The 19,722-nt window shown below is 60.6% G+C and carries 15 protein-coding genes; 8 read left to right on the top strand and 7 right to left on the bottom strand.

Annotation, left to right across the window (positions count from 1 at the left end):
* The first annotated feature begins 49 nt into the window (after positions 1–49).
* The 3 genes from ACGLWX_RS17475 to ACGLWX_RS17465 all read left to right on the top strand — a co-directional run bounded on the left by ACGLWX_RS17475 (position 50) and on the right by ACGLWX_RS17465 (position 3,121).
* Positions 50–667, top strand: coding sequence for a GNAT family N-acetyltransferase (locus tag ACGLWX_RS17475; protein ID WP_396241758.1), 618 nt, complete (start codon positions 50–52; stop codon positions 665–667).
* 252 nt (positions 668–919) lie between these two features.
* Positions 920–1,783, top strand: coding sequence for a hypothetical protein (locus ACGLWX_RS17470; protein WP_396241650.1), 864 nt, complete (start codon positions 920–922; stop codon positions 1,781–1,783).
* A gap of 57 nt (positions 1,784–1,840) precedes the next feature.
* Positions 1,841–3,121: a hypothetical protein gene (locus tag ACGLWX_RS17465; protein ID WP_396241648.1), complete on the top strand. Its 1,281-nt coding sequence runs from the start codon at positions 1,841–1,843 to the stop codon at positions 3,119–3,121.
* A 280-nt stretch (positions 3,122–3,401) separates the two neighbouring features.
* Here the strand turns inward: ACGLWX_RS17465 and pgi are convergent, their stop codons facing one another.
* The 4 genes from pgi to ptsP all read right to left on the bottom strand — a co-directional run bounded on the left by pgi (position 3,402) and on the right by ptsP (position 10,822).
* Positions 3,402–5,060, bottom strand: coding sequence for a glucose-6-phosphate isomerase (gene pgi / locus ACGLWX_RS17460; RefSeq protein ID WP_396241646.1), 1,659 nt, complete (start codon positions 5,058–5,060; stop codon positions 3,402–3,404).
* 175 nt (positions 5,061–5,235) lie between these two features.
* Positions 5,236–6,969, bottom strand: coding sequence for a PTS fructose-like transporter subunit IIB (locus ACGLWX_RS17455; protein ID WP_396241644.1), 1,734 nt, complete (start codon positions 6,967–6,969; stop codon positions 5,236–5,238).
* Complete coding sequence (gene pfkB / locus ACGLWX_RS17450; RefSeq protein ID WP_396241642.1) at positions 6,966–7,934, bottom strand: 1-phosphofructokinase; 969 nt, start codon at positions 7,932–7,934, stop codon at positions 6,966–6,968. Before pfkB ends, ACGLWX_RS17455 begins: the two co-directional genes overlap by 4 nt.
* The gene (gene ptsP / locus ACGLWX_RS17445; RefSeq protein ID WP_396241640.1) at positions 7,934–10,822 is read right to left on the bottom strand and encodes a phosphoenolpyruvate--protein phosphotransferase; all 2,889 of its coding nucleotides are present in this window, start codon (positions 10,820–10,822) and stop codon (positions 7,934–7,936) included. Before ptsP ends, pfkB begins: the two co-directional genes overlap by 1 nt.
* A gap of 178 nt (positions 10,823–11,000) precedes the next feature.
* Here ptsP and cra point away from each other — a divergent pair, with 178 nt between their 5' ends.
* Positions 11,001–11,978, top strand: a complete 978-nt coding sequence (gene cra / locus ACGLWX_RS17440; protein WP_396241638.1) for a catabolite repressor/activator — start codon at positions 11,001–11,003, stop codon at positions 11,976–11,978.
* A gap of 26 nt (positions 11,979–12,004) precedes the next feature.
* Here the strand turns inward: cra and ACGLWX_RS17435 are convergent, their stop codons facing one another.
* Positions 12,005–12,493 (bottom strand): methylglyoxal synthase, encoded by a 489-nt coding sequence (locus ACGLWX_RS17435; RefSeq protein WP_252109688.1) that lies wholly within the window; start codon positions 12,491–12,493, stop codon positions 12,005–12,007.
* An 89-nt stretch (positions 12,494–12,582) separates the two neighbouring features.
* On the bottom strand, positions 12,583–14,046 hold the full coding sequence (pyk, locus tag ACGLWX_RS17430; protein WP_396241636.1) for a pyruvate kinase: 1,464 nt from the start codon (positions 14,044–14,046) through the stop codon (positions 12,583–12,585).
* A gap of 279 nt (positions 14,047–14,325) precedes the next feature.
* On the opposite strand from pyk, the gene gap reads away from it, so the two are divergent.
* On the top strand, positions 14,326–15,330 hold the full coding sequence (gene gap / locus ACGLWX_RS17425; RefSeq protein ID WP_396241634.1) for a type I glyceraldehyde-3-phosphate dehydrogenase: 1,005 nt from the start codon (positions 14,326–14,328) through the stop codon (positions 15,328–15,330).
* A gap of 138 nt (positions 15,331–15,468) precedes the next feature.
* Here gap and ACGLWX_RS17420 read toward each other — a convergent pair whose 3' ends face one another.
* Positions 15,469–17,460 carry a bifunctional 2',3'-cyclic-nucleotide 2'-phosphodiesterase/3'-nucleotidase gene (locus ACGLWX_RS17420; RefSeq protein WP_396241632.1) on the bottom strand — a complete coding sequence of 664 codons (1,992 nt, stop codon included), beginning with the start codon at positions 17,458–17,460 and terminating at the stop codon, positions 15,469–15,471.
* Between the two features lie 254 nt (positions 17,461–17,714).
* Here ACGLWX_RS17420 and ACGLWX_RS17415 point away from each other — a divergent pair, with 254 nt between their 5' ends.
* The 3 genes from ACGLWX_RS17415 (at position 17,715) to ACGLWX_RS17405 (ending at position 19,664) form a co-directional block, all read left to right on the top strand.
* Positions 17,715–18,236, top strand: coding sequence for a DUF3455 domain-containing protein (locus ACGLWX_RS17415; protein WP_396241630.1), 522 nt, complete (start codon positions 17,715–17,717; stop codon positions 18,234–18,236).
* Between the two features lie 136 nt (positions 18,237–18,372).
* Positions 18,373–18,930 (top strand): sigma-70 family RNA polymerase sigma factor, encoded by a 558-nt coding sequence (locus ACGLWX_RS17410; RefSeq protein WP_396241628.1) that lies wholly within the window; start codon positions 18,373–18,375, stop codon positions 18,928–18,930.
* Entirely contained in the window at positions 18,927–19,664 is a 738-nt protein-coding gene (locus ACGLWX_RS17405; RefSeq protein ID WP_396241626.1) for an anti-sigma factor domain-containing protein, read from the top strand. The genes ACGLWX_RS17410 and ACGLWX_RS17405 overlap by 4 nt, the downstream gene beginning before the upstream one ends.
* The last annotated feature ends 58 nt before the right edge of the window (positions 19,665–19,722 follow it).

Genomic DNA, 19,722 nt, shown 5'->3' with positions numbered 1-19,722 from the left:
ACTATTTCGATGTTAACTTTAATAAGATCAGGGCCAATCGTTTTCCCCACTGCCAAGGAACTGGAAAGATATAACTTACGTTAACCCCGTCATCCTTGCTGCGCACGGTGTAAAACTTGAGCCACTAACGCACGACCACGAAGCGCGCCTGCGCGCCGCAGCCGCCGATGGCGAGTTATGGAATCTACGCGTTACACCGGTGCCTTCACCTGATGAAACACGCGGCTTTATTGAAACTGCCTTGAAAGACCGTGAGGTAGGCCATCGCTTTGCTTTTGCCGTTATAGATGAAGCCAGCGGTAGCGTGCTGGGCACGACCAGCTATCACGATATCCTGCCTGAAGTAAAACGGTTGGAAATTGGCCTCACTTGGTATGCCAAACGCGCGCAGCGTACCCATATCAATACCACCTGCAAGCTGCTGCTATTAACACATGCGTTCGATACGTTGGGTTGTAACGTGGTGGGCTGGCGCACCGACAACTTCAACTATGCAAGCCAACGTGCCATTGAGCGTTTGGGCGCGAAAAAGGATGGTGTGATACGCGGGCATAAGCTGCGTCGCGATGGCACTATTCGTGACACGGTGATGTATAGCCTGCGCAGGGGAGAGTGGCCAGAAGTGCGCGCGCATCTCAACTACTTATTGAGTCAGCCTCGCCGCTAATCAGTAGGGCTCTGGCGCGGCGGCAAGGTCGCTGATCGCAACCCACAATTATAAGCATCAGGCAAAGCGAGAAGACACGCGAATTTTGGATAGGCAGACAAAATTTGCTTTGCTAGTAATAGGCTCAATGAGATAAATTTGATCCAGGCGGCTGCATAACCTAAATGAAAGCGCCAGCACGTTCATTTAGGTTATGCAGCCGGGTATATAATCCCTGTTATACGAATTCTATGCATAGAACGGAGTTCTAGATTGAGTACTAAAGAAATAGAATTTGAAGATTGCTTTCCAACCAGTTTTCGTGACTTAGGAAATGGGTATACAAAGGCTTTTGTCACTTTCATAGATATACTGGGTTTTAGGGATATAATTCAAAATGAACCTCCGGATATTGTTAACCAAAAGCTTGATGCTATGTCGTTATTCTCAAGCTTGCCACAGATGAGAGCTGCTGAACATACAGAAGATTTGGCACTACCAATAGTAATCCAGTTTTCCGATTCTATTATTAGAATTCAGCCTGCCAGTGGAGAAGATGAACTGAGTATTGCCCGTGGCTACTTCGGAGAACTTAGTTCTCTAACTCTTATGCAAGGAAATCTAGTTTGCAATGGCATACTCATTAGAGGTGGCTTAACTTATGGTGATGTTTGTGTCAGAGAAGGTAGAGTTTTTGGGCCAGCATTCAATAGAGCGTATGCCATCGAGTCATCATTAGCACGATACCCTAGGATATTAATAGATGAATTCCTTACTTTAAATAACGGAGATAATCCTATTGTTTCTCAAGTAGGAAGTGCTTCTTGGACGCAAATGCAATCTGACATTTTTGAGTATTTAGATCGGGCTGAAGATGGGCAATGGATTCTTGACTACCTGCCGCACCTATTTCAGGCTGAGAGATCAAACAATATATCTTGTAAAGACGTACTGTTCGCTCACAGAGACAGCATTGTGGAACTACTTAAAAAATCAATGAAATCTGGAAAAGAAGAGCCAAAAGCAAAAATCAGATGGATGGCTAACTACCACAATAAAATAATTAACAGGTCTTTTTCTAAACTAAGAGATGACTCTGATAAAACTCAAGATTCCCTAATTATAGATCTAAACTGAATTTCGTATAATTACTGTTATGGTGCCAGCCGGTGAAGCAATTACAGGAGAATGATTTTGATAGAAAAAGAATATTTTGTAGATGAAGTGTTCGGAATTAATCGAGATCTCCCTCTAAATTACGTTGAGCGTGAAGCTGCTGATACAGTGCTTATTGATAACCTGGCAAGGCGCCAGCATCTGGTAATTTATGGAAGCTCTAAACAAGGTAAAACCTCCTTAAGAAAGCACTGTTTGAGAGAGGATGAATGTATTGTTGTGCATTGTTCTAATAAGTGGGGATTGGACCACATACATGAAGCCATTTTGAAGCAGGCGGGTTATGAGCTAACTGTTTCTACAACTATGGCAACTTCAGGTAAGCAGAAAATATTTGCGAAGATAAAAGCGGGAATTTTTGGCGCGGCGGCTGAAGGAGGAGCTGAAACAGAAAGGACTCAAGAAGAAGGGGTAAAGAAATCTCCTCTTGAACTAGATCCGCTTGACGTTAACGATATTATTTCTGCTTTGCAGGAAATAGGCTTTAATAAATTCATAGTTCTGGAAGACTTTCACTATTTGCCTGTCGAGACGCAGAAAGATTTCTCGGTTGCATTAAAAGCATTCCATGAGAACTCAGATTTAAGCTTTATTATTATTGGTGTATGGCTGGAGGAGAATCGCCTTAGTGTATACAACGGTGACTTAACAGGACGGTTGCTGCCAATCAATGCAGATAAATGGAATAGAGAAGAACTTGAAAAAGTAATTTCGGACGGTTCAGCTTTGCTCAACATCTCATTTAGTGATGAGTTTAGAGAAGAGTTGCTGGCAACATGTTATGAGAGCGTGTATATCGTTCAAGAAACGTGCCATCAATGTTGTGTGAAAAATAAAGTACTCAAGACACAGCAAGAGTTTAAAGAAATTGGTAATAAAAAAATGTGTTTAGATCTCGTGAGTCATGTCGTTAACCAACAAGGCGGTAGATTTAATTCTTTTCTTACTCAATTTTCAGAAGGCTTTCAGGATACAACGCTCGAAATGCATAAGTGGTTACTTTATCCAGTTTTGACTGCGGATGAGGAGCATTTAGAGAAAGGATTTAAGCAGGCTGAGATTAGAAGTATATTACAAGAGAAACACCCAAGAGGCTGTGAGCTTAACTCAGGTAACGTTACTCAGTCTTTGCAGTCATTAGCTTCTTTGCAGATTAAGAAAGATATAAAGCCAATGGTTTTAGATTACGATCAAACTAATTTGCGCCTTAGTATTGTGGATAAAAGCTTTCAGATTTGGCTTTCTAGGCAAGATCGAAATGAGATTCTCGATTTAATTGGTTTGCCAAAGATGCCCTAACAAGTTGCTGTACGCGGATGAATTACTCGCTGCGCTCCTAATTTACTGGTGAGCAAAGCGTTATCACATTTATTTAGGATCACCTAAAAATTATTCTGAAGGTGTTCTAAAACGCTAAAAACCGTAAGTACTGCACTTAATATTGAATTCAGGAGGTAAAGATCAGACCCGGTAAAAACCGATACATCGAGTAGTGCAGGCTCTACTCACACGAGTAGTAAAATGCCTTGGCGTTTGCCAAGGCATTTTGCGTGCCATCGTTTAAAACGGTTTTATCAGCTTACCCTTTCTTCTTTCCGGCCTTTTTACCACTTTCAGCTTGGCCATTCTCCATAGCACCGCTCGCCGGAAAATGTCCCCTCACCAGTTCCAAAAGCCCCTGCGTAGACGCATCAAAGTCCGCCGCATTGGTATCAATACGCTCGCTGATCTCACCGGCAATGCGCTTGCCCAGCTGTACGCCCCACTGATCAAAGGAGTTGATGTTCCAGATCACGCCCTGAACGAACACCTTGTGCTCGTAAAGCGCGATCAGCGCGCCGAGGTTTTTCGGCGTGAGTTCGTCGAGCAGCAGGGTGCTGGAGGGGCGGTTGCCGGGGCAGCTGTAGGGGTCCTGGCTGAGCTCCTGGCCTGCGCTCTGGCTCCCCTCCATGAAGGCGTTGGCCTGGGCAAGCATGTTGGTGAGCAGGGCGAAGTGATGCTCTTCCATGCCGGGCTCTGGCTTGAGTGAGGCGATGAAGTCGATCGGCACGTAGCGCGTGCCCTGGTGGAGCAGCTGGAAAAACGCGTGCTGGCCGTTGGAGCCGGTTTGCCCCCAGACGATCGGCCCGGTCTTGTAGTTCACCGGGTGGCCGAAGATATCCACCGACTTGCCGTTGGACTCCATATCGAGCTGCTGCAAGAACGCGGGCAACTGGTTGAGCGCCTGATCGTAGGGCACGATGGCCTGGGTTTCGGCGCCGATGAAATTGATATACCAGATGCCGATCAACGCCATGAGCACTGGCATGTTCTCGGCAAACGGCGCCTCGATGAAGTGGCGATCCATCTCGTGGGCGCCTTCTAAAAGCTCGATAAAGCCCTCGAAGCCGATGGAGAGCGCGATCGGCAGGCCAATCGATGACCACATCGAGTAGCGCCCACCCACCCAAGCCCAGAACTCGAACACGTTCTCTTCGCGAATGCCGAATTCCATGGCTGCTTTACGGTTGGTCGAGGCGGCGATGAAGTGCGCGCCCACGTCGGCGTCTTCCCCCGCGTTTTCCAGAAACCAGCGCCGGGCGGTCTTGGCGTTCAGCAGCGTTTCCTGGGTCGAGAAAGTCTTGGTCGAGACGATAAACAGCGTGGTGGCCGGGTCGAGGCGCGAGAGCACCTTTTGAATGTGCGTGCCGTCGACGTTGGAGACGAAGTGAAAGTGCATCTCGGGGTGGCGGTATTTCAGCAGCGCGCGCACCGCCATGTTGGGGCCAAGATCCGAGCCGCCGATGCCGATGTTCACCACGTCCTTGATGGGTTTGCCGCTGTAGCCTTTCCACTCGCCGCTTCTCACCGCCTCGGAAAAGCGCTTGATTTGCTCGCGGGTGCGGGTGATCTCGGGCATGACATCTTCGCCGTCCACGTACACCGGCTCGTCGCCCGGGTTTCTAAGCGCGGTGTGCAGTACCGGCCGGTTCTCGGTCACGTTGATGATATCGCCAGAGAACATTTGCGCGCGGCGCTGAACCAGCGCGGAGTGGTCGGCAAGCTCCAAAAGCTTGGTCAGCACCTCGTCGGAGACGTGATGCTTGGAGTAGTCCAGAAACAGCCCGCCGACGCGCAAACTCATCTTCTCGAAGCGCTGCGTGTCCTTGGCAAAGTAGTCGCGAATGCGGTCGTTATGGGTTTTATCACGCAGGCGCTCGAGGGCCTGCCAGGTAACGCTGCGGGTAAGCTGAAACATGGAACGGCGAATCCTTTTTGTTGAGGCAGAGTGCGGCGAAGCGCAGATCTTTTTATAATGTAAAAATACTACATGTCCGGCGAGGGTTGGCAACGTGCGCGCCAAAAAAAAGCGCCTTTAACGTAATAAAACACGTTCAAGGCGCTTTTTGTGTCACCTGCGGTGAGCTAATCCGTTAGCTTGCCACGGCCACTTGGGCCGCGCCGCGCTTCAGGAAGGCGTAACTTACCCCAGTGATCAGCGAACCTATGATGATCGCGCCGAGGTACAGCAGTACCGGGGTGATCGCGCCGGGGATCAAGAGCACGAAGATGCCGCCGTGGGGTGCCATCAGCTTGGCGCCGACCAGCATGGAAAGCGCGCCGGTGACCGCGCCGCCGGCGATGCAGCAGGGAATCACGCGTAGCGGGTCCTTGGCGGCAAAGGGAATCGCGCCTTCGCTAATAAAGCAAAGCCCGAGTACGAAGGAGGCCTTACCCGCTTCACGCTCCGCGGGCGCGTACTTGTAGCGTGCCAGAACGCTTGCCAACCCCATACCGATCGGCGGCACCATGCCCGCGGCCATCACCGCCGCCATCGGGCCAAGCGTGTTCGAGGCAATTAGGCCCACCCCGAAGGTGTAGGCGGCCTTGTTGATCGGCCCGCCAAGGTCCACGCACATCATCGTGCCCAGCAAAAGCCCAAGGATGACCGCGTTGGTCGAATCCAGCGACTCGAGATAGTTCTCGAGCGCTGCCAGCAGCGTGGCAACCGGCTCGCCGATGATGTACACCATCACCAGCCCCGTGATCAGGCTCGCTACGAACGGAATGATCAGAATGGGCTTGAGCGACTCCACGCTCGAAGGAAGCTTCACGCCGCGGGTGAGTGCCAGCGCCACGTAGCCCGCCAGAAAACCGGCGAGAATGCCGCCGATGAAGCCTGAGCCAATATCGGCGGCGAGCATCCCGCCGATCAGCCCCGGCGCGATGCCCGGCCGGTCGGCGATGGAGTAGGCGATATAGCCCGCCAGCACCGGCACGATCAGCCCCATGGCGCTCCCGCCGATCTGCATCAGCGCGGCGGCCAGCGTCCCGGGTTCCTCGAACGCCTCGATACCGAACATGAACGACAGCGCAATAATCAGCCCGCCCGCCACCACCATCGGCAGCATGAACGACACCCCGGTGAGCAGGTGCTTGTAAACGCCTTTCTCTTTGAGGCTTTTGGGCTGGCTGGAGGCGGGGGCGGCCGCGCCGTTTTCCACGTTGGCATCTGCCAGCGCCGCTTCGATGGTCACTTGGGGTTTTTTCAGCGCCGTGCCGGTCGAGGTGCGATAGACCCGTTTGCCCGCAAAGCGCGTAGGGTCGACCTCGATATCGCAAGCGAGGATCACCACGTCGGCTTCAGCGATCTCTTGCTCAGAAAGCTGGTCCTGGGCGCCGACCGAGCCTTGGGTCTCCACGCGAATCGCGTGGCCAAGCCCGCGGCCCGCCTCGCTAAGCGCCTCGGCGGCCATGAAGGTGTGGGCAACGCCGGTGGGGCAGGCGGTGACTGCCACGATGTGCCTGGCGTTCGTGGCAGCGCTTTCATTGGGCTCTGCGGCGGCAGGCGCCGGCGCGTAGAGCGGCGCTTCCCGCTTGGCGGTGGCGAGAAATGCCGCCGGGTCCGGCAGCGCCTCTCGAATGCTGCCGTGATAGAGCCGCTTGCCTTCAAAGCGGGCCGGCTCGGGCACGTGCTCGGCGGCCACTACGATCAGGTCGGCGGCATCGATTTGCTCGCCGTTTGCCCGCTCGACCGGGGCCAGTTCGCCGTGCATCTCGACGTGCGCCTGCCAGCCAAGCCGCTTGGCGGCCTGCTCGAGGCGCCGGGCGGCAAGAAAGGTGGTCGCCATGCCGCTTGGGCAGTTGGTGATCAGAATAACGTTCATTGAAAGGCTCCCTCGGGACTACCGGCGTGCAGGCGCTCGACGTGAGTCTCTTGTTCCAGGGTTGAAAAGTCGCGGGCATTGGGGTCGCCAACGCCTGGGTGACGCACCGACTCCGCGGAAAGCGCCGTTGCAAAGCGAAGGGTCTGTTCCTGGGGCCACTCGCTCAGCAAACCGTGCAGCATGGCGGCCACGAACGTATCGCCGGCGCCCACGGTGTTGACCGGGCGAACGCGCGGCGGGGTAGCGCGCCAGGCGCCCTGGGCGTTAACCCAGGTTACGCCGTGCTCGCCGGCGGAAAGGAGCGCCTGATCGATACCCGCCTGGTGCAGGCGCAGGGTCGCCTTTAGGCGCTGCTCGGCGGTGTCTAACGGCTCACCCGCCCAGTCGGCAAGCTCGAGCTCGTTGGGCTTGACCGCCGCCGGGGCGATGTCGATGGCGCGCTCGAGCGCCGCGTTGCTGGTGTCGACCCATAGCGCCACGCCGGTGGCCATGAGCCGGCGTAAAAGATCATCAAAGGCGTCGAGGTCGAGCCCCGGCGGCAAACTGCCGGCCAGCACCAGCGCGTCCAGCGGCGCGGCCTTGTGCGCGTTTTCCACGGTGGCGATCAGCGCGGCGATGGCCTTTGCGTCCACCGCGATGCCGGGGCCGTTGACGTCGGTGACCCGGCCGCTTTTTTCGGCGAGCTTGGCGTTGATGCGGGTTTCGCCGGGTACGCGCAGAAACGCATCCGTTACTTTCAGCTGCTCGAAGGCGCGCTCGAACGGGCCGTCGTTATCGGCGCCGAGAAAGCCGCCAACGATCACCTCGTGGCCGAGCCCGGCCAGCACCCGGGCCACGTTGACACCCTTGCCGGCAGCGTCGAGCTGGGCCTGGTGCGGTCGGTTGACCGTGCCCAGCGCAAGCTCATCGAGGGCGAAGGCGAGATCCAGCGCCGGGTTGAGCGTCAGCGTCATGATCCGCGCCATCAGTTCGCCTCCAGCGCGTCGCGCACGTCACCCGCCGTTGCCATTGAAAGCGCGAGTTGAGCGCAGCGCTTGGCCTCATCGAGATCGAACTCGCGAAGCCGCGCTTTCACCAGCGGCACCTGGCGGGCAGTGACCGACAGCTCGTCGACGCCAAGGCCCACCAGCACCGGCACGGCGGCGGCGTCGGAGGCAAGCTCGCCGCACACACCCACCCATTTGCCCTGGGCGTGGGCGGCCTCGACGGTCATCTGGATCAGGCGCAGCACTGCCGGGTGCAGGCCGTCGGCGTCGGCGGAAAGCGCCGGGTGGCCGCGGTCGATCGCCAGCGTATATTGGGTCAAATCATTGGTGCCGATCGAGAAGAAGTCGACCTCGGCGGCCAGGCTCGGCGCGAGCAGCGCGCTCGAGGGAATCTCGATCATCACGCCAAGCTGCACGTTGGAGGCGCGCTCGCCTTCGGGGATGTCGGTCAGCAGGCGGTCGAAGATCGCCCGAACCGCGCGAAACTCGGCGACGTCCTTGACCATCGGCAGCATGATGCGAAGCGGGCGCGCGTTGCCCTGAGCGTCCGGGGCGGCGGCCATTAACAGCGCGCGCAGCTGGGTTTCGAGCACGTGCGGCTCGGTCAGGGCCAGGCGAATGCCGCGCAGGCCCAAAAACGGGTTATCCTCCTGGGGCACCGGCCAGTAGGGCAGCGGCTTGTCGCCGCCAACGTCCAGCGTGCGCGCCACCAGCGGGCGCCCGGCCAGCGCCTCGAGCGCCTGGCGGTATTCGGCGGTTTGGGTGGCCAGATCCGGGGCGCTCGAGTGTGCCATGAACAGAAACTCGGTGCGTAGCAAGCCCACGCCTTCGGCGCCGCGCTCGACCGCGTCCTCGGCGTGCAGCGTATTGCCAAGGTTCGCGGCCACTTCAACCGGGTGACCGTCGCGGGTCTGAGCGGGTTCGAAGCGCCGCTCCCAGGCGTCGGCCTCGCGCGCTTGAAGGTCCAGCAGCTGCTGCTCGGCGCGGCTCAGGCGCTCCTCGGAAGGCGAGGGCGTCACACGGCCGCGGTCGCCGTCGAGAATCATCATGCTGGCGTTGCCCAGCGCCATTACCGCGCGACCGGCGCCCACTACCGCAGGGATGCCCAGCGCGCGTGCCAGAATCGCGCTGTGGGCGGTCGCGCCGCCGCGCTCGGTCAGAAGGCCTTTGACTTTCGAGGTATCCAGCCGCGCCACGTCCGACGGGCCGACATCCTCGGTCACCAGAATGTAGGGGTGCGCCGGCGGCTCGGGAAGCTCGAAATTGCACAGCACGCTGAGCACGCGGCGGCCTACGTCGCGAAGATCCGCGGCGCGTTCGGCCAGCAGCCGGTCCGCCAGCATTTCCTGGGCGTGGGCGGCGGTGTCGATCGCCTCCCACCAGCCCGCTTCGGCGGAGCGGCCCTCAGAAATCGCGTCCTTCGCGGCGTGATGAAGTTCCGGGTCGTCGAGCATTTCGGCGTGCATCGAGAGGATGTCGGCCACGTCGCCGCCGGCGGCGTTGCGCACCAGCGTGCCAAGCTGGGCCTTGCTCTGCTCGATCGCTTGCCACAGCCGCTCGCGCTCGATGTCGGCATCCGCGGCGTTTTCCGGGTAGTCGAACTGCGGCGCGCGCAGTACGAAGACCGGGGCGATCGCAAGCCCGGGGGAGGCGGCCACGCCCTGGTGGGGCGTATCCGGGGCAAGCGCGGGCGCCGCTTTTTCCTCATGCTCGAGGGCGGTGGGGGCGGCGATACCGCCATCAAAAGGCGTGACCTTCTCGCCCAGGCCCGCTTCGATGGCGCCGACCACCGCTTCGAGCGCGGCCTCGGCGCCGTCGCCGGTGGCAGAGAGCGTCAGCCACTGCCCGCGCCGGGCGCCCAGGCCGATCACCTTGGTCAAACTCGCCGCCGAAACGCTGGCCGGGCTTCCCTCTTCGAGACGCACCTGAACGGGCACGGGCTGGCTGCGCGCCACCTGCACCAGCTGTTTGGCCGGGCGGGCGTGCAGGCCGTGGGGGTTCAGCACGCGCACGCGCCGGGTCGGCGTGGCGGCATTTTCACCGGCCAGCAGCGAAAGCGCCCGGGCGGTATCGGCGCCGGCCAGGGTGTGGCTCTCGACGTTCTCCAGCAGCGTATCGAGCTGTGCCAGGAGCGGTAAATGGTAGTCGGCGTTGGCCGCCAGGCAAAAAAGCGCGTGCACCGGGTGGCCGTCGTCTTCAAGCGTTGCGTCTGCCGGTGTGGCGAGCGCCAGCGCCGGGGTGAGGGAGGCGCTGGCGTGGCTTGTCAGCCAGTAGCCATTGCCCAGCCACATCGGCGGCTTCTCGGCAATCGCGGCGATAAAGGCGTTGTCCACCAAATCGCTCTGGTAGAGCCTGGCCGCGGCGGCCAGCGCCAGCTCCCTGACGCCCTGGGCGGGAAACTTTAGGCACAGCGTCTGACTATCGAGCTTTGGAGTCGGCACCTGTTTGGCGAGCAGCGCGGCGATCTCTTCGCGCGAGCTGGCGCTTGCCAGGGCGTCGGCCACGCCGTCGCGGTCCAGCACGTGGGTAAGGGCTCGCAGAATGTTCAGGTGCTCGTCGTTTTGCGCGGCGATGGTCACCAACACGTGGACGCGGTGGCCGTCGTGCCACTCGACGCCGTCCGGAAACTGCAGCACGCGCACGCCGGTTTGGCGCACGTGCTCGCGGCTGTCCGGGGTGCCGTGGGGAATGGCAATGGCGTTACCCAGGTAGGTCGAGGACTGGGCTTCGCGGGCGCGCAGCCCGTCACGGTAGCCGGGGGCGGCCAGCCCCGCCTCGATCAGCGCATCTGCGGCGGCGTCAAGCGCGGCGTGCCAGTCGCTTGCCTGGCAACCCGGCAGGATATCGTGAGGGCCAAGTGTGAGCATTGAATTCTCCTTTAAAGCGGGCAGGCGCGGTGCGTACACCTCACCCTCGCGTAATGCTATTCTCGATGACGCTATGCTGAAACGATTCACCCGAAGGTACAAGGGGTGTGTTTTTAGACGTTGGTAGGGGCTTAGTCAAGGCGCTGATACACTCAACGGCACATTGTGAGGACACGACATGACACTTGCCGACATCGCACGTTTGGCCGGCGTTTCGCGCACGACCGCAAGCTACGTGATCAACGGCCAGGCCGAACAGCGCCGCATCAGCGCGGCGACCATCGAGAAGGTGATGAGCGTGGTGCGAGCGCACCGCTATCACGTCGACCCCCAGGCGGCGGCGCTGCGGCGCGGGGCGAGCCGGGTGTTTGGGCTGATCGTGCCGGATCTGGAAAACGTAAGCTACGCGCGCCTGGCCAAGCGCCTGGAGCGCGGCGCCCGCGAAAAAGGCTACCAGCTGCTGGTGGTCAGCTCCGACGACTGCCCGGAAAGCGAGCGCCAGCTCGCCCTGGCGCTGCGCGCCCGGCGCTGCGACGTGCTGATCACCGCAAGCTGTTTAAGTCAGGACGATTCATTCTACCCGGAGCTCGCCCGTGACGGAGCGCGTATCGTCGGGGTGGACCGGGGGCTGTCGCCGGCGCGCTTTGCAAGCGTGGTGAGCGATGACTTCGAAGCGGCGCGCCAGCTTACACGCTCGGTGATCAATGAGACGACCAGACGGATTCTCTGGATGGAGGCAATGCCCGGGCTTTCGATCAGCCGCGACCGGCGCGCCGGTTTCGAGGCCGCGCTGGCCGAGCGCGAAATAGAGGGGCAGATACTCTGCGCCAGCCGCTACGAGCGCGGCGAGGGCGCCGAACGGCTGGCGGCGTTCGAGCGGGAAAACGCTCCGGTGGATGCCATCGTGACCGCCTCTTATACGCTGCTGGAAGGCGTGTTCGATCATTATCTGGCGAAAGGCGGGCTGTCCGAGCGCGTCAGGCTCGCCACCTTCGGCGATCATCGCCTGCTCGATTTCCTGCCCCAGCCGGTCAACACCGTCGCCCAGGATCACGATGCGATGGCCAGGCGAGTGCTGGAGTGCGCACTTGATGCAATCGCAGGGTGCGCGGACGCCGGCCAGCAGGTGGTGCCGCGCCAGCTGCGCACCCGTTAGGCGCTAGAGAAAGAAGCGTGGGCGGGTCACTCGGCCCGCTCTGGCGCGCGGGCCTGGGCCCAGGCCTCGGCGTCGGGAATCATCATCGCGTACTCCTCGTCAATGTAGTGTGAGGAGAGCATGAAATCGGCGCTGGCCGCGTTGCAGGCGACCGGCACGTTCCAGAGCGCGGCCAGGCGCAAGAGCGCTTTGACGTCCGGGTCGTGGGGCTGCGGGGCAAAGGGGTCCCAGAAGAAGATCAGCATGTCCAGGCGCTGCTCGGCCAGGCGCGCGCCGATCTGCTGGTCGCCGCCGAGCGGGCCGCTCATCAACCCTTCGACCTCCAGGCCGAGCGCCTGCTTGAGCCGCCCGGCGGTGGTGCCGGTGCCCAGCAGCGTATGCCGGCGCAGGGTCTGCTGCCAGCGCGTCGCCCACTCCATCAGCTCGGTTTTTTTGCCGTCGTGGGCAATCAGCGCGATACGCTTTTGAGCGGAAAGCGTGCGCGAGGCCTGGCGGGGTGGGCGCGCGTCAGACATGAATCACTCCTGTTCTTTTTTTTAATCAAGCAAGTTCTATTCAAGACAACTTCTAATCAAACCAGGGCAAGACGGGGTCGTTTAACGGATCACTCCTCCAAGGCGAGCACTTTCATCGTGTTGGTGCCGCCGTGGGCGTTCATGTGATCGCCGCGGGTAAGAATGACATGCTCGCCGGCGCGCGCCAATCCGTAGGCCTTGAGTAGCGCCAGCGCCTCGCGGTTGACCTCGGCGGCCTCCATGTTGGAGGTATCGAAAGGAATCGAGACCACGCCGCGATAAAGCGCCATGCGCCGCTGCGCGATCGGGCTGTGGGCCAGGCCCACGATGGGCAGCCCTGAGCGGATGCGTGAAGCGATCAAGGGCGTATAGCCGGTCGAGGTCATGCAGGCGATGGCGCGCACGCCGGTCAGGTGGTTGGCGGCGTACATCGCCGATAGCGCAATGGTTTCGTCGATACGCTCGAAGCCTTCGTGAATGCGGTGATTCGACGACTGGGCCAGACGCTCGCGCTCGGCGCCCAGACATACCCGCGCCATCGCTTCGACGGTTTCCACCGGGAACTCGCCGGCAGCGGTTTCGGCGGAGAGCATCACCGCGTCGGTGGCGTCCAGCACGGCGTTGGCCACGTCGAACACCTCGGCCCGGGTGGGCAAGGGCGACTCGATCATCGACTCCATCATTTGAGTCGCGGTGATCACCGCGCGGTTGAGCGAACGGGCGTGCTTGATGATGCGCTTTTGGGTGCCGATCAGCGCTTCGTCGCCGATCTCCACGCCCAGATCGCCGCGGGCGACCATGACCGCCTCGCTTGCCTCGATGATGCCGTCGAGCGTTTCGTCATTGGCCACCGCTTCGGCGCGCTCTAGCTTGGCGACCAGGCCGATTTCACGGCCGGCCTCGCCGAGCAGCTCGCGTGCCTCGATCATGTCCGCTGCGCTTCGCGGAAACGACACCGCCAGGTAGTCGACGCCGATCTCGACCGCACTTTTCAGATCTTCCTTGTCCTTTTCGGTCAGCGCCGGGGCGGAAAGGCCGCCGCCTTGCTTGTTGATGCCTTTGTTATTGGAGAGCTTGCCGCCCACGTGCACCGTGGTGTGCACTTGCTGGCCCTGAATGGCGCTTACGTCGAGCACCACGCGCCCGTCGTCGAGCAGCAGCCGATCACCGGGGGCAACGTCATCGATCAGCGCCTTGTAGTCACAGCCCACGCGCTCGGAGGTGCCTTCCTGGCTATCCAGCGCCATGTCCAGCACGAAGGCGTCGCCGACCTTGAGGTTGACCGGGCCATCCTTGAAGCGGGCGATGCGGATTTTCGGGCCCTGCAGGTCCCCGAGCGCTGCTACGCTTTTGTTCAGGCGCGCGGCGATCTCACGCACCGCTTTAAGCCGGCGCTGGTGATCTTCCTTTGCACCGTGAGAGAAGTTGAGCCGCACGACGTCGACCCCTGCCTCGATCATCGCTTCGAGCACGCCGGGGCGGTCGCTGGCGGGGCCTAACGTGGCAACGATTTTAGTCCGGCGCAGGGGAAGGGCGGGGGCGTTGTTGCTCATTGGGGGCGTCTCCTGAACGGCGCTCGCCGGGCGGCGAAAAAGCGGGCCGAATTCCACGATTAATGATTGGACCAGGATAACGTTTTTATAGTAATTTTACTACATATTCGAAGGACTAACGGCGAAGAGCGCCTGAATGCGACATAATCGGCTTTAATTACGCGGATATTTCACTTTTTTGTAATTTTTTTACTGAATTGGCGATGTCGTTGCCGCTTGCCTTCTTCCAATTTTCGACCGGTTTCAAACGCGGTTTTTATCTGCCAAACGAGGTGTCTCATGAGCATCAAGATTGCCATTAACGGTTTTGGTCGTATCGGCCGCAACGTGCTGCGCGCGCTTTACGAAAACGGCTACCGCGACCGCTTCGAGGTCGTGGCGATCAACGACCTGGGCGAAGCGTCGCTCAACGCCCACCTGCTGCGCCACGACACCGTGCACGGCCACTTTCCCTTCGCCGTCGAGCATGATGACGAGAGCATCACCGTGGACGGCGACCGCATCGCGATCTCCTCCGAGCGCGACCCGGCCAACTTGCCCTGGAAGGCGCTCGGCGTGGAGCTGGTGATGGAGTGCACCGGGCTTTTCTCCAAGCGCGCCGCCGCCGCCAAGCACATTGAAGCCGGCGCCAGCCGCGTGCTGATTTCGGCGCCGAGCCCGGACGCCGACGCCACCGTCGTGTTTGGGGTCAACGATGACATCCTCACCGCCGAGCACACCGTCGTCTCCAACGCTTCCTGCACCACCAACTGCCTGGCGCCGGTGGCCAAGGCGCTCAACGACGCCGTAGGCATCGAGAACGGGCTGATGACCACCGTTCACGCCTACACCAACGACCAGAACCTGTCCGACGTCTACCACTCGGACCCCTACCGCGCGCGTAGCGCCACGCACTCGATGATTCCGACCAAGACCGGCGCCGCCGCGGCGGTCGGGCTGGTGCTGCCGGAACTCGACGGCAAGCTGGACGGCCTGGCGGTACGCGTGCCGGTGATCAACGTGTCACTGGTGGATCTGACCTTCACCGCGGGCCGCGATACCACCAAGGCCGAGATCAACGAGATCGTCGAGAAGGCCGCGGCAAGCTCGAAAGTGCTGGCAGTCAACGCCCAGCCGCTGGTGTCGATCGACTTCAACCACGATCCGAACTCCTCGACCTTCGACGCCAACCACACCCGCGTCAACGGCCGGCTGGTCAAGATCATGGCCTGGTACGACAACGAGTGGGGCTTCTCCAACCGCATGCTCGATACCGCGCTGGCGATGCAGAAAGCGGCGCAGTAATCGTTTTGGCCCGAGGTCAGACCTCGGGCGGCACGCGTAAGACAGGCATTCAAGAGAAAGGGGCGGGGCGCCATGGGCGCCGCGCCCCTTTTTCGTTAATGCTCGAAGGCCGTCGTCGCCAAGCGCCGCGTGGCGTGTTTAAAGCCTGATGCGGTAGCGCGCGAAGCCGTTGTCACCGTTCCCGGCGGCCTCGATGTCGGTGGTTTGCGCTACTTCACTGAGGTAGCGCTGGGCGCCGGGCCCGGTGTCGAACAGCGCCGTCGTGCCCGGCATTGATTTGAACGACCAGTTGAAATCCGCCGCCGGGTCGACCGTTCCCTGCTCGACGATATAGCGCACTATGATGTCGCGGTTGGTGTCCGGCCCAACGAAAATGACCGCATCCGCGTCGATACCGGGGAAGTTGCCGCCGCCGCCGGCGCGGTAGTTGTTGGTGGCCACGACGAACCGCTGATCCGGGTCGATCGGCGCGCCGTCGAAGACCAAGTCGACGATGCGGTGCGCCTCCGGGCTTACAAGCTCGCCTTCGGCGGTGTAGCGCGCGGGCTGCGAGAGATCGATGCGATAGCTCACGCCGTCGATCACATCGAAGTTGTAGGAGGGGAAGTCCTTATTGAGAAGCGGTGCGTCGTCGGCGCCCTCGGGCACCTGGTGGAACATGCCGGCGGACATCTCGAGCCACTCGCGCACTTGGGCACCGGTGATGGCCACGGCGCGAATGGTATTGGGGTAGAGATACAGATCCGCCACGTGCTTGATGGCGATATCGCCGGCTGGCACGTCGGTGTAGTAGTCGGGCCCACCCCGGCCGCCGGTCTTGAACGGCGCGGCGGCGGAGAGGACCGGCAGGTCCGCGTACTCGCCGGCTTTGAGCATCTCCTTGATGTACCAGATCTGCGCGTTGGCGACCAGCTGAACCGAGGGGTCGTCCGCGACCAGCGCGAAGTAAGAGTAGAGCGGCGCCGCGCTGCGCCCGACCGGCGTGCGGATATAGTCGAGCGTGGCCTGGTGCTCCTCGCTAACCGCGGCGGTGACCGCGGCGCTGGAAGTCACGGTGGGGACCACCTCACGGCTTTCATCGCGGTGATAGATCGGCCGCGCCTCGGTGGTGAAGTCGACGATGCGCCAGCGGTCGCCGTCGCGTTCGAGCAGTAGATCGATTAGCCCCATGTGCGAGCCCCAGAAGCCCGCCATGACTGCTGGCTTGCCCATCAGCGTGCCGCGCTGCGGGTCGACCCCGTCGATGTTCTGAAAGTCGGTGGGGCCGGGAAAGACCAAATGCTGGTGCCCGGTGAAGATGGCGTCGATCCCCTCGACGCCTGCCAGATAGAGCGAGGCGTTCTCCATGCGCTCGCTCGGGCGCGCCCCGTCTATCCCTGAGTGTGACAGCGCCACGATAATGTCCGCGCCTTCCTCCTTCATGACCGGCACCCAGGCGTTGGCGGCCTCGACGATATCGCGGGTATTGGCCGACCCGGCAAGATGCTTTTCATCCCACACCATGATCTGCGGTGGCACGAAGCCGATGAAGCCCACCTTGACGGTACTGGTGCGCCCGGCGCCATCGATGATCGTCTTCTCCTTGATTAGATAAGGCCGCAGGAACAGGTCGTCGTTGCGGGGGTTGGCTGCCAGGGCGCCGCGGGTCAGGTTGGCGCAAACAAACGGGAAGTTGGCGCCATTCAAAACCTTGAACATGAAGTCCAAACCGTAGTTGAACTCGTGATTGCCCAGGGTGGCGACGTCGTAGCCGAGCACGTTCATGGCGTCGACCACCGGGTGGCGGTCGCCTTCTCGCATACCGCGCTCGTAGGCGATGTAGTCGCCCATCGGGTTGCCCTGAAGGAAGTCGCCGTTATCGATCAGCATCGCGTTGGTGGATTCCGCGCGCACCGCATCGATCAAGGAAGCGGTGCGGGCAAGCCCCATGGTGTCGTTGGGCTGGTCGGCGTAGTAGTCGTAGGGCAGCACGTTGACGTGGATGTCGGTGGTTTCCATTAGCCGAAGGTGCGCCTGACGGGGTGAGGCGTGCGCTGCGAAAGGGTGCAGCAGAATCAGCGAGGAGGAGGCGGCAAGCCCGCCCAGAAAGGTGCGGCGTGACAGGGTGTACGGCGGTTTGGGTAAAGCCATGCGGGACTCCAAAGGCAAAACAGGCGGTGGGGTGTTATTGAGCGTAGCGAAGCAACATGACGCCACGTTGACGGCCCTGTTTTCTTGATGGGTTAAGACGCTGTTTTGACTATAAAAGAAAAGGCCCAAAAGCGGATAGCGTGCGGCGCGCCAAAAAAATTTAAAAAAAGTGCATCCAAACGGGAGGCTCGCGTGTATCCCCTATACAGCCGTCAAGAATGAAGCGGCTGACTATAACTTTTAAGGAGACTGAAATGATTATTCAACATCTAACGCGTGCTACCCTGGCGACCGCCCTGATGGCAACCTTCAGTCACGCTGCTCTGGCGCAAACGCCAGAGGACGTCCAGGTACCGGACGGCCACACCGTCGCCCTCGAAACCGTCGGCGTTGGCGCGATCAAATACATGTGTGAAACCAACGATTCCGGCGACGTGGCGTGGGTATTCAAGGGCCCGAGCGCGGCGCTCAACGACAGCGACGGCAACCAGGTCGGCAGCTACTATGGCCCGCCCGCCACCTGGGAAGCGCTGGACGGCTCTAAAGTGACCGGCACCCAGCTTGCGACCGCCGATAACGGCGAAGGCAACATTCCGCTTCAACTGGTCGAGGCCAACCCGGCAGAGGGTGAAGGCGCGATGACCGGCGTAAGCTACATTCAGCGCCTGAACACCCAAGGTGGCGTCGCCCCGGACACGGAGTGTAACGCCGACCACGAAGGCGCGACCGCCATCGTCACCTACCAGGCGGACTACAACTTCTTCATGGCCGAGTAAGTCTCGCGCCATAAGAAGCAGAGAGGAGGGTTCGGCCCGCCTCAGTTGAATCAAGGGCTCGTTTAGCGGGCCCTTACTCGTTATGCTACCTCCGCGCACAGGGAAATGAGCCGGCGCGTCACGAGGGAGCATGGCTGTGTCCGAGAGAACCAACGAATTCGATGTCGCCGAGACGCTACGACGCTGCACCGACGGTGACCACGAAGCGCTTCACGCGCTCTATCGCCAGGAAGGCGCACGGATGCTCGGGGTCGTTCAGCGTATCGTCAAGGAGCGCGGTATGGCTGAAGACATCGTCCACGACGCCTTTTTAGCGATCTGGCAGCGCGCCGATACCTTCGACCCGCAAAAGGGCGCCGCCCGTACCTGGATCTACAGCATCGCCCGTCATTTGGCGCTCAACGCCATTCGACGCCACGGCAGGCGCGATGACGAGGTCGAGCCGGATACCCTCGAACAGCAGGACATGAGGCGCCCGGAAGGGCAGAGCGTCGACGCCTTCGACTGGCAAACCGGCCAGCGAATGGACGAATGTTTGAGAGAGCTCGACGTCGAACGCCGCAACTGTGTGCTTCAAGCCTATGTCGATGGCTTGAGCCATGCAGAAATTGCCGCTCATACCGGCGCGCCGCTGGGCACGGTCAAGGCCTGGATCAAGCGCAGCCTGGTGCGTTTAAGGGAGTGTCTGGCATGAACCCCATCGATCAACACGATGACAACCACGCCCTGGCGGGAGAGTACGTTCTCGGCACGCTGACGTTTACCGAGCGCCAGGCGTTCGAGGCGCGCTTGGAAAACGACCCGGCCCTTCAACAAGCGGTTCGTGACTGGGAAGAGCGCTTTTTCCCCTACAACGCGCTGACCGAGCCGCTAACCCCGAGCGATTTTCTCTGGCCGCGCATCCAGCGAAGCCTCGACGAGCGCCGCTCCGCGCCGGGGCTGTCAAGCACGGCCCCGGCGTCGAATCCTCCCGCCCAGGCATCCAGCCCTTGGCAGCGCCTTGGCTTCTGGCGCGCGGTATCCGGGGTAGGCGTTGCCGCCACGATCCTGATGGCCGCGCTGTTGCTGCTGCAGCCGCTGGGTCCTGCCACACCGGAGTACATGGTGGTGTTGCTGGCGCCGCAGAACCAGTCCGCCGGCTGGGTGGTGCAGGCGGCCAACCGCCGCCAGATCGAGCTGATCCCGCTGGGCACGTTCGAGGTGCCGGAAGGCAAGGCGCTGGAGTTCTGGACCAAGGCCGACGACTGGCAGCGGCCCGTGTCGCTTGGCTTGGTCGAGCCCGGCGAGCCCATCCGCCTGAATCTCGACGATCTGCCGCCGCTCGAGGACAACCAGCTTTTCGAGCTCACCATGGAAGACGCCACCGGCTCGCCCACGGGCCTGCCCACCGGCCCTATCGAGTACATCGGCCGCGCGGTCGAGATTTAAGCAAACGTGCCTTGATAGCCGGCCCCGCGCCGCCGGCTATCAATTCCTCGCCGCTTAG

Source organism: Halomonas sp. HMF6819 (assembly GCF_044335525.1).
GTDB lineage: Bacteria > Pseudomonadota > Gammaproteobacteria > Pseudomonadales > Halomonadaceae > Vreelandella.
This window is presented reverse-complemented; position numbering and strand designations above follow the sequence as displayed.

Excerpts from the sequence above, each read along its gene's own strand:
- pfkB (WP_396241642.1), bottom strand. The coding sequence starts at position 7,934 with ATGGCGCGGATCATGACGCTGACGCTCAACCCGGCGCTGGATCTCGCC.
- pgi (WP_396241646.1), bottom strand. The coding sequence starts at position 5,060 with ATGTTTCAGCTTACCCGCAGCGTTACCTGGCAGGCCCTCGAGCGCCTG.
- ACGLWX_RS17435 (WP_252109688.1), bottom strand. The coding sequence starts at position 12,493 with ATGTCTGACGCGCGCCCACCCCGCCAGGCCTCGCGCACGCTTTCCGCT.
- ptsP (WP_396241640.1), bottom strand. The coding sequence starts at position 10,822 with ATGCTCACACTTGGCCCTCACGATATCCTGCCGGGTTGCCAGGCAAGC.
- ACGLWX_RS17405 (WP_396241626.1), top strand. The coding sequence starts at position 18,927 with ATGAACCCCATCGATCAACACGATGACAACCACGCCCTGGCGGGAGAG.
- gap (WP_396241634.1), top strand. The coding sequence starts at position 14,326 with ATGAGCATCAAGATTGCCATTAACGGTTTTGGTCGTATCGGCCGCAAC.
- pyk (WP_396241636.1), bottom strand. The coding sequence starts at position 14,046 with ATGAGCAACAACGCCCCCGCCCTTCCCCTGCGCCGGACTAAAATCGTT.
- cra (WP_396241638.1), top strand. The coding sequence starts at position 11,001 with ATGACACTTGCCGACATCGCACGTTTGGCCGGCGTTTCGCGCACGACC.
- ACGLWX_RS17415 (WP_396241630.1), top strand. The coding sequence starts at position 17,715 with ATGATTATTCAACATCTAACGCGTGCTACCCTGGCGACCGCCCTGATG.
- ACGLWX_RS17420 (WP_396241632.1), bottom strand. The coding sequence starts at position 17,460 with ATGGCTTTACCCAAACCGCCGTACACCCTGTCACGCCGCACCTTTCTG.
- ACGLWX_RS17455 (WP_396241644.1), bottom strand. The coding sequence starts at position 6,969 with ATGAACGTTATTCTGATCACCAACTGCCCAAGCGGCATGGCGACCACC.